Source organism: Prevotella sp. P6B4 (genome assembly GCF_000619985.1).
In the GTDB taxonomy this organism is placed as follows: domain Bacteria; phylum Bacteroidota; class Bacteroidia; order Bacteroidales; family Bacteroidaceae; genus Prevotella.
Map to the genome: position 1 here is coordinate 59743 of NZ_JHVE01000018.1, position 14342 is coordinate 74084.

Annotated in this window: 9 protein-coding genes, 1 tRNA gene and 1 pseudogene; all 11 read left to right on the top strand. The window is 47.7% G+C overall.

The annotated features are described in order from the left end of the window. Positions 1 to 10: 10 nt before the first annotated feature. A complete protein-coding gene (locus T491_RS17170) occupies positions 11 to 1807 on the top strand; it encodes a caspase family protein (RefSeq protein ID WP_081773366.1) in 1797 nt (598 codons plus the stop codon). Positions 1808 to 1814: 7 nt separating this feature from the next. After that, on the top strand, positions 1815 to 3437 hold the full coding sequence (locus T491_RS17175; protein WP_081773367.1) for a caspase family protein: 1623 nt from the start codon (positions 1815 to 1817) through the stop codon (positions 3435 to 3437). A gap of 9 nt (positions 3438 to 3446) precedes the next feature. Then, positions 3447 to 4805, top strand: a complete 1359-nt coding sequence (locus T491_RS17180) for a caspase family protein (RefSeq protein ID WP_028904084.1) — start codon at positions 3447 to 3449, stop codon at positions 4803 to 4805. 11 nt (positions 4806 to 4816) lie between these two features. Then, on the top strand, positions 4817 to 6148 hold the full coding sequence (gene murF / locus T491_RS0111880) for a UDP-N-acetylmuramoyl-tripeptide--D-alanyl-D-alanine ligase (protein ID WP_028904085.1): 1332 nt from the start codon (positions 4817 to 4819) through the stop codon (positions 6146 to 6148). Continuing rightward, positions 6145 to 7026: a hypothetical protein gene (locus T491_RS0111885; RefSeq protein WP_033147334.1), complete on the top strand. Its 882-nt coding sequence runs from the start codon at positions 6145 to 6147 to the stop codon at positions 7024 to 7026. Before murF ends, T491_RS0111885 begins: the two co-directional genes overlap by 4 nt. Then, positions 7004 to 9058 (top strand): hypothetical protein, encoded by a 2055-nt coding sequence (locus T491_RS0111890; RefSeq protein WP_155950124.1) that lies wholly within the window; start codon positions 7004 to 7006, stop codon positions 9056 to 9058. The genes T491_RS0111885 and T491_RS0111890 overlap by 23 nt, the downstream gene beginning before the upstream one ends. A 79-nt stretch (positions 9059 to 9137) precedes the next feature. Continuing rightward, positions 9138 to 9210 (top strand) — tRNA-Pro (locus T491_RS0111895). Positions 9211 to 9421: 211 nt separating this feature from the next. Next, on the top strand, positions 9422 to 11266 hold the full coding sequence (locus tag T491_RS0111900) for a 2-oxoacid:acceptor oxidoreductase subunit alpha (RefSeq protein ID WP_028904088.1): 1845 nt from the start codon (positions 9422 to 9424) through the stop codon (positions 11264 to 11266). Between the two features lie 3 nt (positions 11267 to 11269). Continuing rightward, positions 11270 to 12277, top strand: a complete 1008-nt coding sequence (locus tag T491_RS0111905) for a 2-oxoacid:ferredoxin oxidoreductase subunit beta (protein ID WP_028904089.1) — start codon at positions 11270 to 11272, stop codon at positions 12275 to 12277. A gap of 192 nt (positions 12278 to 12469) precedes the next feature. Further along, positions 12470 to 13975, top strand: a complete 1506-nt coding sequence (locus tag T491_RS0111910) for a DASS family sodium-coupled anion symporter (protein WP_197018866.1) — start codon at positions 12470 to 12472, stop codon at positions 13973 to 13975. Positions 13976 to 14123: 148 nt separating this feature from the next. Next, positions 14124 to 14342: pseudogene (locus T491_RS0111915) on the top strand (IS5/IS1182 family transposase); the annotation flags it as partial.

The following is a 14342-nucleotide window of genomic DNA, read 5'->3' on the forward strand; positions in this document are numbered from 1 at the left end:
CTGAGGCATCATGAAACGAATAGCATTCATTCTTACCATTCTATGCACCATCGGTGTCAGTGTTCAAGCGCAGAAGTATGAAATCAAATACGATGACAACTTCAAGAAACAGGGTGTGGTCGACCCAAACGGAAAACTCATCATCCCCATTGAATATCATTGGTGTGAAATACCTTATGACTTAAGCAAAGAGCCACTTATCAGAGTTCATGACTTTGACAATACGGTTGCTGCATTCTCTCTCAAGGGAAAGCAATTAACACCATTCCATCAATATGAAGGGATTGACTACACGCCGTATGGCTTTATTGGCAGGAACTACAAAACGAATCCAACATCTATGTGGATGGGCTTTTTATCATTGGAGGGCAAGGAGATTCTGCCTTGCGAATTCTCGTATATCCTGCCGAAAGAGAACTTCATTGAAGTTCAAAAAAGAACGCCATCAAAAACACTCCATGGCCTATATACCCATCAAGGTAAGGAGTTGATTCCCTGCAACTATGGACATTTGATATATTATAAGCATTGCATTCTCGTTTCTATATCAGGAAGTCTGCTGGATCAAGGCACAGAGGGTATCTATTCAATGCAAGGAGAGCTCATCGTCCCCTGTAAATACAACATCCTACGCGCATCGTCAGAAGACTGTAGCTATGAAATGTTCGAAATCAGACAAGGAAAGGAAAACAAATCCTTCGTAGTTTTTAATGAAAACGGAGAACTGGCAGTTCCCTTCAACATGTATCAGGGCATAGAGCATGCTGACAATAGCAATAGACTATTGTATACGGTATTAAAAGACGGGAAATGGGGTTTGTGGTATCAAGATAAGGAAATCATGGCTTGCCAATACGATGCCCCCATCAAATTTTCCAACGACGTAGCTACAGTCAAGAAAGACGGTGAAGCCAAACTCATCAAGAATCCATTAAAGGATGCCTCACAGATACTGATTGCTGAGAGTAAAACAGACACCAAGAAAAAAGTAAAAGGTCCTGCTGTCAGCAGGTATCCCAAGCCCGATTCGGATGTAGATTCCAATATTCCCGTAGCCAAGAAACAGGCAGAAAACACGTTTGCCTTTATCATCTGCAACGAAAACTACCCCGATGCGCCAGTACCTTATTCGCTGAACGACGGTCGTATGTTCCTGGAATATTGCAAAAAGACATTGGGCATTCCAGAGAAGAACATCAATCTCTACGAGGATGCCACCTATGGCAATATCATCACGGCTGTTGAGAAGATGAAATCAGTAGCCGACGCCTATGATGGCGAAGCAAGTATCATCTTCTATTACGCCGGACATGGATTCCCCGACGAGAAACAGTCCACGGCTTACCTATTACCAATCGATGGCAATGCCTCCGACATCACCACCACTGGCTACAGTCTGGCTAAGTTCTATAAGGAGCTGGCCGCCATGAAACTAAAGTCATCTGTTGTCTTTTTGGATGCATGTTTCAGTGGTGCCAAGCGCGAAGACGAGATGTTAGCATCATCACGTGGCGTGGCCATCAAAGTGAAGGACGAAGCCCCACAAGGCAACATGATCGTGTTCTCAGCTGCACAAGGCGACGAGACCGCTCACCAGTTGGAGGAGAAGCACCATGGCCTTTTCACCTACTATTTATTAAAGGAGTTACAAGCCACAGAAGGCGATGTGGATATGGGCACACTGACAGAGTATGTCACCAAGCAAGTGAAACGTCAGTCGGTAGTCATCAACAACAAAAAGCAAACCCCAAAAGTCAACGCTTCGACGGCATTGGCTGGCTCATGGCAGAATTTGAAATTAAAATAAGAGTGACATGAAAAGGCGACTATACATACTCATTCTGCTGCTGACAATAACCTTAATGACTGTCTGCGCTCAGGAATCGAAGTATCCTCCTGTTAACCAAGCGTTATATGACAAATATATTGACGCAGCAAAGAAGGGAGATGCCGAAGCACAGTACCAAGTGGCATCGAGCCTGGATTCGAGGGATGTAGAGTATGCTTTTTCATGGATTCGCAAGGCAGCCGAACAAGGACACCCAACTGCTGTCTTGTTGATGATAACGGCCACTGATAACACCAAAGATATTTTCGCACAGTTCACCAACAAGGAAGAACTTGTTTACTGGGTACATAAAGGCGAGCAGGTCGTAGAAGAGGGAAGGGGAACAATAAAATTGATGTTGTTTCTGGCAAACATTTATTACACGGGCATCAGTAGTCTAAGAGACAATAAAAAAGCCCTTGCCATGTATCGTAAGATCGTTGAGTTTCCCCAGCCGGAAGACATAAACATTGTGGCTGCTGCAGAGGCAATGGTGGGCTTGTTCTATCAGACTGGCACAGTAGTTGAAATAGACGAAAAGCAAGCTTTCTATTGGTACAATAGAGGCGCACAACATGGGACAAAGAGTGCATACGCTGGTAGTCCACAGTACATGTTAGGACGTTGCTATTATAACGGAGAAGGCACACAGCAGGATTTTGACAAAGCTGTTTATTGGCTGGAAAAGGCAACCAGCAACGGCTTTAAGTTAGCAGAGCCTTGGCTGAAGAAGGCCAAGAAGAAACAACAGGAGGGCACGTTGGCTAAGCAACAACAAAAAATGCCTACCGAAGAATCATTGCCGGTAATGCCCAAGAAAGGTGCTGTGCTCAATGTGGATGAAAACATTCCTCACAGCAACACACTGGATACTTATACATACGCTGTCATTATTGGCAACGAACAATATGAGAGTGAGGCAGCAGTACCATTTGCTGAACACGATGCCAAAATCTTCAAGGATTATGTACAACTGACGCTGGGTGTCCCTGAAAATCATATCCGTTTTATGGCTAACGCCGGACTGAATAAAATCCGTAGCGCTGTCAGATGGCTGAAGGAAGCGATGGAAGCACAGAGCGGAAAGGGAAGAATCATCCTTTATTATGCCGGTCACGGCATTCCTGACGAGGGCAACAAGGAGGCTTATCTCCTACCAGTCGATGGCATAGGAAGTGATGTAGAGTCTGCCTATCCCTTGACTCGTCTCTATAAGGAGTTGAGCGTCTTACCTGCAGAGCGTGTCACTATTTTCCTCGATGCCTGTTTCAGCGGCGCCAAGCGTGAGGGCGACATGATGGCATCAGCCCGTGGAGTTGCCATCAAGGTAAAGGAGAGTACACCTGTGGGGAAGATGATAGTCTTCACAGCAGCCCAGGGTGACGAGACGGCTTATCCTTTCAAGTCGCAGAAGCACGGTATGTTCACCTACTATCTGCTGAAGAAACTGCAGGAGACACAAGGTCATGCAACCTTAGGCGAGTTAGGCGACTACCTGACAACAGAAGTTAAGCGGCAGTCGTTTGTAGAAAACAATAAAGTGCAGACACCCACCATCTTACCTTCTGCTGGCATGCAGAACACATGGCGTGGTTTGACATTAAAGTAAAAAGGAGTCATGAAAAAAAGAAGTATCATACTCTTCATTGTCTTAGCTTTCGCCCTGATGGCGCAGGGCCAGGAAAATGCCCTATATCTTTACCAACAGGCGAAGAAATATGAAAAGGGCAAAGGAGTGGACAAGAACGATGAAAAAGCTTTCGAGCTCTACCGTCAGGCGGCAGAGCTGGGATTGGACTCTGCCCAGAACATGACGGGAGTCTGCTACGATAAAGGTAATGGTGTCTTTGCGGATAAAGAAAAGGCCTTTTTCTGGTTTCAGAAGGCAGCCATTCAAGGTTATGCCCCCGCCCAAGTCAATCTGGGCGTATGCTATGAGGCAGGAAAGAGTGTTCCCATTGATGAGCAAAAGGCAGTGGAATGGTATCAGAAAGCAGCCACACAAGGTAATGTCAATGGTATGATGCATTTGGGATATAGCTACTATACCGGAACAGGGCTACAGCAAGACAATCAAAAAGCCAAGGAGTGGTTTGAAAAAGTACTGGAGAAGAATAAGAACTCAAAAAAAGCCAAGGCATATTTACAAAAGATTAACGAGCGGTTAGAAGAACAACAACGTCTGTTGGCAGCCGCTGCCGGCGTGGACCAGAATATCCCAGTAGCTTCACAATACGAAGAAAACACTTTTGCCGTGATTATCGGCAACGAGAAGTATGCAGAAGATGCGACTGTGCCATATGCTGAGCACGACGCGGAAATCTTCAAAGAATATGTACAACGAACCTTTGGAGTACCTGATAACCAAGTCAACTATATCGCTAATGCAGGTCTCAATAAAATACGGACGGCAGTCCGATGGTTGACAAAAGCGATGGAGGTAACCAATGGCAAAGGAAAAGCCATCTTCTATTATGCCGGGCACGGTATTCCCGACGAAGCCACCAAGACCACTTATCTGTTACCTGTCGATGGTATGAGTGGCGATATCGAGTCAGCCTATCCGCTCAGCAAGCTATACCAAGAGTTGGGTGCTATTCCTTCTGAACGGATTACGGTGTTTTTGGATGCCTGCTTCAATGGTGGCAAACGAGAAGGCGACATGTTGGCGTCAGCCCGTGGCGTGGCAATCAAGGCCAAGCCATCAATCCCTCAAGGCAACATGGTGGTATTCACAGCTGCACAAGGCGACGAGACAGCCTTTGCCCTAAAGTCACAACAACATGGGTTATTTACCTATTACATATTAAAGAAGTTACAGGACTCAAAAGGAAATGTAACGTTGGGTGATTTATATGACTATCTGACCAAAGAGGTAAAACGAGATTCGTTTGAAAAGAATAACAAGATACAAACACCATTTGTCAACGCTTCGACGGCATTGACTGGTTCATGGAAGAATTTGAAATTAAAATAAGTATATTTAATATGGATATTAAAGAATTATACAAGCTGTATCAGCAGCACCCTTGCATCACAACCGACAGTCGTGACTGTCCAAAAGGAAGCATTTTTTTTGCACTGAAAGGTGAGTCGTTTAATGGAAACAAGTTTGCCGTTCAAGCACTCGAAAAGGGCTGTGCCTATGCCATCGTGGATGAAGACGTGGCCAACGATCCCCGCATCATTAAGGTTGATAACTGTCTGCAGACTTTCAAGGATCTGGCTCGTGAGCATCGTCGCCAGTTCGACATCCCCGTCATCGGCATCACAGGCACCAACGGCAAGACAACCACTAAGGAGCTCATCGCAGCAGTGCTCTCGCAGAAATACAACGTACTCTATACTCAGGGGAACTTCAACAACGATGTCGGCGTACCCAAGACTCTGTTCCGTCTGAACAAGGAGCACGAGATAGCCGTCATAGAGATGGGAGCCAGCCATCCTGGCGATATCAAGACGCTCGTCGAGACCGCAGAGCCTACTTGCGGACTGATTACCAACGTTGGTCGTGCCCACCTGCAGGGCTTCGGTTCGTTCGAAGGTGTTATCAAGACCAAGTGCGAGCTCTACGATTTCCTACGCAGTCGTGAGGATAGTCTCATCTTCATTAATGCCGACAACGAACACCTGATGAACCAGATCAGTGATGACGAAGATTTGTGGCTATCGCCCTACTCGACTGATCCCGACAACCAGTATTCATGCATCTCGGGTGAGATTATAGAGTGCAACCCCTTCCTGAAATTCCGTTGGCGCGAACCACTGATGGTACTTGAAGACGAGGGGCGCAGCACCAAGTGGCACAAGGTACAAACCAAGCTCATTGGATCGTACAACATCGATAACCTCTTAGCTGCCATCGCCGTAGGAATCAACTTCGGTGTTGACCGCAAGAAAATTGTGGCGGCCCTCGAGGAATACGAGCCATCCAACAATCGCAGTCAGATGACCGTCACCGAGAAGAATCACCTGATAGTGGATGCCTATAACGCCAATCCCTCGTCGATGCAGGCTGCCCTTGAGAACTTCAAAATCATGCAGGCCGACAACAAAATGGCCATCCTTGGTGCCATGCGAGAACTTGGTGAGGTTTCAGCCGAAGAACACCAGCACGTAGTTGACTATCTGAAGACATCGGATGTCAAGAACGTATGGCTGGTAGGCGAAGAGTTCGAGGAGACCCAATGCGACTTCCGTAAGTTTAAGGACGTAGAGGAGGTGAAAGCTGCCATCGCGGCCGAACAACCCACAGGTTACTACATCCTTATCAAGGGATCCAATAGCACTAAACTCTACCAACTGCCCGAACTGCTGTGAACACCAAGAGGTACATAGCATGCTTCAGTTTGCTGTTGCTGCTGATAAGTTGCACCAAGCAAAGCACCCCGAGACCACTTGAGGAAGGTAATGCCGTGTACTACTGGCGCACCGATCTGCATCTCGACTCTACCGAGCGCATCTTTTTACAGCAGCACCATATTAATAAGGTATACTGTCGCTATTTTGATGTAGTGATGAGCGATGATGGCATTGAGCCCAAGCCCAATGCCACCATCACTTTCTCAGACAAACTGCCCGAAGGCATCGAACTCATCCCTACCGTCTATATCACCGAGGATTGTATGCACCAGTTGCATTATGATCTGGCCAAAAAGATTGTGGACCGCATCCTGCAGATGAACGAGACGAATCAGATTACAAACGTTCACGAGATACAGATAGACTGCGACTACACATCGAAAAGCCGAGCCACTTACTATCAGTTTCTGGAAGAAGTACGCCATCACCTATCCTCCACATCCCATCATCTGTCCACCACCATAAGATTGCACCAACTGTCGATGCCTGTACCGCCTGTCGATTACGGTGTACTGATGGTTTATAACACAGGCGATCCACGCAAGTGGCAGGAGCGTAACCCCATCCTCGACTATCGCGACGTATATCCCTATCTTGGCAGGCTCAACCATTATCAGCTACCCCTTGCCGCTGCCTACCCTGTTTACCAATGGATCCGCAACATCCACAACGTCAGGGTAGAACATACTGTAGAAGCTGCCGAGATACTCAAAGTCAAGCACGCCATAGAGACCGAACGTCCCGATCTGAGTCGTGCTATCATCACTTACCATTTGGAAACAGATAATATTAATAGATATAAGACCGAAACCTATGAAGAAATTTATCGTCATTAACCTTTTATGTGTATGTTCACTGCCCATGATGGCATGTCTGTGGTACGACACCACTAATCCATATCTGTTCAGCATGTATGAACAGCAGGACTTTAAAAACCGTGTAGAAAGTATCTGCAATGACAACTGGAAGGCCTACCTTGGCTCTACCGAGGAATATTATTGGTTCAATGCCGACGATGCCATCAAAGCCGCCCGCAAAAAGGGTGATGTTTTGATGGTAAGCTACCTGCAGAACCTAAAGAAGTACCTGAACTGTGTTGACATTGAACAAAGTAAGCAGTACGAATGGAACTACCCCACACCCAAAGCCATCAGTACCCAGCAACGCGAGCTGCAGACCGTTCGCACCTATGCCCTTAGCAAAACCAAGACAAAACTGCGCTCGCAGCACGCCTTGCTCTACATGCGCTGTAACATGATGCTTAACCGTCATCAGGAAAATATCAAATTCTGGGAACAGACTGCCAGCAAGTATATCGAAACTGTCTATAAGGACATGATGAAGAACATCTATGCCGGAGCCCTTTACAAGACTGGCCACACAGCCGAAGCTGGAGAACTTTTCGCTGAGATGGACGACTACAATAGTCTGATGACTATTTACTACAAGAAGCGTTCATACCAAGCCATTAGCGATCAGTACAAACAGAACGCCAATGCCAAGGTTCTGCCATTCCTGCTACAGGACTTTGTTAACAACGCCCAGGAAGCCGAAGATGCTAAGACCGAAGGTAACCTCGGAGGCAAGCTCTTCATCCGTGACATCAACCAGCAGGAGTCGAGACAGATGCAGCAGTTCTGCGAACAGGTTGTACGTGAAGGCAAAACCACATCACCCGTGATGTGGAAGAGTGCCAAGGCATGGCTTGAATACCTGTCTGGCAAGAAACAGGAAGCCTTAAAGGACATCAATGCCGCTATGCAATTAGAAGGAACCCAGCGTATGAAGGACAATGCCCGTGTGTTGCAATTCTTTATCACCACAGCTACCGCCAAATCCAGTGATAAGTTCGACAATTATTTCGCCACCGAACTGTCATGGCTGCTATCCAAACAGCAGGAATCCGATGGTTTCTTCTACCGAGCAATGTCACGTCTCTCGCACCAAGCCATCATACCACACTATCAGGACAAGCCCGAGCAGATGTTAGCGCTGATGCTTATCACCAACAACAACGAGTATGATAGCTATATCGACACCATGCGTGTAGATCGTCTTGAGAAGTTCTACTCCTACACCAAGAATCCCGCTAAAAAATCGTTTGACAAGTTCCTGCAAAGTCAGATACGCATCAACGACTCATCATACGTAGAACTCATCGGTACCAAGTATATGCGTTTAGCCCAGTGGGATAAAGCCATCGAGTGGTTGAAAAAAATCCCCGTAACTTATTATAATAGTAATCGTTCTTGGGCATACCTCTACTATTCGCTCATGCGCCGATACGACATCGAACCTTGGATGAAGCGCCAGTGGCTTAACATCAGCAAAGCCGACGAACGCAACTATCAGTGGACCAAGAACATCAAGCTCGTGTTCTGTAAGGAGATGCAGACGTTAGAGGGCTCACTCCAACTGCTACAAGGCAAAGCGCTCGAACAGCGTTACTACAATCTGGCTATACGCTATGCTCAGGCCAGTATCAAGGGCGACTGCTGGTGGTTGCTTAGAGACGGTCAGAGCGCCTACGACTCGGTACGTGTAAATGAAACCGACTTTGGCGCTAAGGCTGTGGAGCTATTGCAAAAGACTGCCATGAGCAAAGATAAAGACCTGAAGTTGAAAGCCCTGTTCGCCATGGGCTGGCAAGAGCTCTATAACGCCACACCTGGCGCTAAGCTATGGACCAGCAACGAATGGAACGAGCAGTCCGGCGACTTTATCACGTTGTATCATCGTCAGTCGCCACAATTCCGTGCATTCCAGAGTTTGTATAATTTCATAACCACAACCCCTGGCGAAGCTGCATACGTCACCAAGTGCGATGACTTCGCGCAGTTCCGCAAATACTATTCCAAGCATAAATAAGGGATTTTGTTAAAATTATCCCTTTTTATGCTTATAATTCAAAAAAAGTGCGTACCTTTGCATGCGATTTTAGAGAAATCGGGATGTAGCGCAGTTGGTAGCGCACTACGTTCGGGACGTAGGGGTCGGGCGTTCGAGTCGCCTCATCCCGACTTACAAATCAAAAGAAGCAGAAGGTGATCGATGATTCGATCACCTTTTCTTGTGTTTGCATATTTATCACATAAAAACGTATATTTATAAGCGTTTTTATGAATTCTTATAAAAATATGCATTTTTTTTGTTTTTAATTTGGCTATTCCATTGAAAATGAATAAATTTGCACCCCGTAAGTTAGAAACGTTAGAAACAAAACTGAATATTATGGCAGAAACATTGGAAGTGAAGGAGCTTGACCAAGTGGTCGTACGCTTCTCTGGTGACTCCGGCGACGGTATGCAGCTTGCTGGAAACATCTTCTCTACGGTCAGTGCCACCGTTGGTAACGGCATCTCAACATTCCCCGACTATCCAGCCGATATCCGTGCCCCGCAAGGCTCGCTTACAGGTGTGTCTGGTTTCCAGGTACATATCGGTGCTGGTAAGGTGTACACCCCTGGCGACAAGTGCGATGTGCTCGTAGCGATGAACGCTGCAGCGCTGAAAACTCAGTATCGCTATGCCAAACCTGGTGCAACGATCATCATCGACACCGACTCATTCGGTCCAAAGGACTTGGAGAAGGCCCAGTTTGCCACAGAAGACTATCTGGGCGAGATGGGTATCGACCCCGACCGTGTTATCCAGTGCCCACTGACTACCATGGTAAAGGATTGTCTGGCCGACAGCGGCATGGACAACAAAGCTATGCTGAAATGCCGTAACATGTTCGCTCTCGGACTCGTATGCTGGTTGTTCGATCGTGACCTGAACCTCGTAGCAAACTTCCTGCGCGAGAAGTTTGCCAAGAAGCCCGCTATTGCAGAGGCAAACATTAAGGTCATTCAGGCCGGTTGGGACTACGGTCACAACACTCACTCTAATGCCATCAACGTTTACCGTGTAGAGACCAAGGAGAAGACCCCTGGACGCTACATGGATATCACTGGTAACAAGGCTACCGCCTATGGTTTCATCGCCGCTGCCGAAAAGGCTGGTCTGCGCCTTTACCTTGGTTCTTATCCTATCACTCCTGCAACCGACGTGCTGCACGAGCTATCTAAGCACAAGTCATGCGGTGTCATCACCGTACAGTGCGAGGACGAGATCAGCGGTTGTGCATCAGCACTCGGTGCATCGTTCGCCGGAGCTCTCGGTGTTACCTCGACCTCTGGTCCTGGCGTCTGCCTGAAGAGCGAGGCTATGAACCTGGCTGTTATCATGGAGCTTCCATTGGTTGTTCTCGATGTACAGCGTGGTGGTCCTGCTACTGGTCTGCCAACCAAGAGTGAGCAGACCGACCTGCTGCAGGCTCTGTTCGGACGTAATGGTGAAAGCCCTATGCCAGTGCTGGCCGCTACCAGTCCTGCCGACTGTTTCGACGCTGCTTATCAGGCTGCTAAGATGGCTCTCGAGCACATGACACCAGTAGTACTGCTCACCGATGCTTATATCGCTAATGGCTCTGGCGCATTCAAGCTGCCACAGATGGCTCAGCTCGATGCCATCAATCCTCCATACGTTCCCGAGGAGCTGAAGGGAAAGTGGACACCTTACATGCGTGCAGAGAACGGCACCCGCTACTGGGCTGTTCCTGGTCGTGAGGGCTTTGCTCACATCCTGGGCGGACTGGAGAAGGACTCTAACACCGGTGCTATCTCTACCAACCCAGAGAACCATGATTTGATGACTCGTCTGCGCCAGCAGAAGATTGACAATATCCAGGTGCCCGACCTCGAAGTTGACGGCGACGCCGATGCCGACCTGCTGATTGTAGGCTTCGGTTCTACCTACGGCCACCTGCACTCTGCTATGGATGAGCTGAAAGCTAAGGGCTACAAGGTGGCTCAGGCACAGTTCAAGTATCTGAACCCCCTGCCAAAGAACACTGCCGACGTACTGAAGAAGTACAAGAAGGTGGTAGTAGCCGAGCAGAACATGGGTCAGCTGGCTGCCTACCTTCGCATGAAGGTTGATGGCTTTGTACCTTACCAGTTCAATCAGGTAAAGGGTCAGCCCTTCGTAGTAGAAGAGTTAGTGAACGCATTCGAGGACATTTTAAAGAAGTAAACAATTATGAGTTATACAGCACAAGATTTCAAGAAAGGCCAGCCTCGTTGGTGCCCTGGTTGTGGTGACCACTTCTTCCTGGCTTCACTCCATAAGGCTATGGCCGAGATTGGCGTAGCTCCCGAGAACGTAGCAGTCATCTCTGGTATCGGCTGTTCAAGCCGTCTGCCTCACTATATGGCTACCTACGGCATGAACACCATCCACGGTCGTGCCGCTGCCATCGCTACCGGTGCTAAGGTAGCTAATCCCAACCTGACTGTTTGGCAGGTATCTGGTGATGGTGACGGACTGGCTATCGGTGGTAACCACTTCATCCATGCCAACCGTCGTAACATCGACCTGAACATGATTCTCCTGAACAACCGCATCTACGGTCTGACCAAGGGTCAGTATTCACCCACCTCACCCCGCGGCTTCGTATCAAAGTCGAGCCCTTACGGAACCGTTGAGGATCCCTTCCGCCCTGCAGAGCTCTGCTTCGGCGCTCGCGGACACTTCTTCGCCCGTTGCGTGGCTACCGATGCAAAGGGAACTGTTGAGGTTCTGAAGGCAGCTTACGAGCACAAAGGTGCAAGTGTAACTGAGGTTCTGCAGAATTGTGTTATCTTCAACGACCACTGCCACGATGTGGTTTACAACAACGAGGGCCGTAAGAAGAACGCCATCTATGTACGTCACGGCGAGAAGCTCGTATTCGGTGAGAACAATGAGTTCGGACTTGTACAGCAGGGCTTCGGCTTGAAGGTGGTAGAGATTGGCAAGGACGGTTACACCATCGACGATGTACTGGTTCACGATGCTCACTGCGAGGATAACACCCTGCAGCTGAAACTCGCTATGATGACTCCTGAGGATGGTTTCCCCATCGCCCTCGGTGTGATTCGCGACGTTGAGGCTCCTACCTACAACGATGCCGTTCACGCACAGCTGGCTGAGGTAGCTGCTCAGAAGAAATATCACAACTTCGAGGAGCTGCTCGAGACCAACGACATCTGGACAGTAGAATAAACCGCGAGTTTGTAAACTCCACATATCAATCATCCCCATGGCAGATGGCTATGGGGATGATTTTGTGTTAATATACACTCATTATCCGATATTTCTTCTGACACTTAATTTCTAATTATTAATAAAATGATTACCTTTGCGCTCGAATTTTTTCACTTAAAACCAAATATTAAATTATAGCTTTACAACAATATGTTTCACATTTACGAAGGATTTCATCTCGTTGAGACGTACCACAAAATGCGTCACCAGCGTAAATACCATCCTGCTGATGGTACCAAACGTGCTATCAAGATTGCTTTGGTAGCGCTCGTCACTTTATTACTTTGGAATATGCCATCCGAGTGGTTCGGCATCCAGAACCTCACCGTTATCCAGCAGCGCGTCATCGCTATTTTTGCCTTTGCCACGCTGATGTGGATTCTTGAGGTTGTCAGTTCGTGGGCCACATCTATCGCCATCATCGTACTGATGCTGCTATTCTGTTCTGATAGTGGTATTGCACCAATGGTGAACCCCGACGAAGTTGGTAAATTGCTCTCGCACAAAGGTGTGATGGCTTCGTTTGCCGATCCTATCATCATGCTGTTTATCGGTGGTTTCGTACTGGCTATTGCCGCTACCAAGACTGGTCTTGATGCACAGTTGGCAAAAGTTCTGCTCCGCCCCTTCGGCACACGTAGTGAGATGGTACTCTTGGGCTTCCTGCTCATCACAGGTCTGTTCTCAATGTTTGTATCTAACACTGCCACAGCGGCTATGATGCTGACATTCCTCACCCCTGTGTTCCACCAGTTACCACCCGAGGGAAAGGGTCGTATTGCTTTGGCCATGAGTATCCCTGTTGCTGCCAACCTTGGTGGTATGGGTACCCCTATCGGTACACCTCCAAACTCTATTGCCCTGAAGTATCTGAACGATCCTGAGGGATTGAATATGGGTCTTGGTTTCGGACAGTGGATGATGTTCATGTTCCCACTCGTGATTCTACTGCTGTTCATCAGCTGGCGCTTGCTGCTTAAGTTCTTCCCATTCAGTCAGAAGACGATAGAATTGAAAATCGACGGTGGCATGCAGAAGGGTTTCCAGTCAACAGTAGTCATCATTACATTCATCGTTACTGTACTCCTTTGGCTTTCAGACCAGATCACTGGCATCAACGCCAATACAGTGGCCATGGTTCCATTCTGTATCTTCGCCCTGACCGGCGTTATCAATAAGCGCGACCTTGAGCAGATTAACTGGAGTGTTATCTGGATGGTAGCCGGTGGTTTCGCACTGGGTTATGGTCTTAACTCTTCCGGTTTGGCCGCCAATGCCGTAGAGAGCATTCCCTTCGGTGAGTTCTCACCCCTGCTCATCCTGCTGATTGGTGGTGCTATCTGCTACCTGCTCAGTAACTTCATCTCAAACTCAGCTACAGCAGCTTTGCTGATGCCTATTCTGGCAATGGTCTGCGGTGCTATGGGCGACAAGCTGGCACCTATCGGCGGCACATCAACCATCCTGATCGGTGTGGCCATCGCAGCCTCATCAGCCATGATTCTGCCCATCTCTACCCCACCAAATGCACTGGCATTTGCTACGGGCTACGTAAAGCAGAGCGACATGTCGAAGATTGGTATCATCATGGGTATTGTTTCGATGGTATTAGGTTTCGGTTTGGTTTACCTGATGGGAACACTTCACCTCATCTAACATACAAAAAGAAATCCCGCTCGATTGAGGAGGGCACTGAAAAAGTCCTATTAGGCACTTTTTAACAATTACAGTCTGCACATAGTCAGTAAAACATTTGGCTATGTGCAGATTTTTTTGTACCTTTACAGCATAAAAGAGAGTGCTTATGCTGTCGCAACAACAAGAGTTAGTATTGAGTGAGTATAGTGCCTTGTACGACATAGTTGTCCCACAAGACAATCTTCTGAGACGTATCAACGGGCTCGTTGATTTTTCTTTTGTCTATCAAGAGTTGTTAGACAAATACTGTCCAGACAATGGTCGTATGGCAGAGTCTCCTATCCGCATGTTCAAGTACCTGCTCCTTAAGGTCATCTATGATATC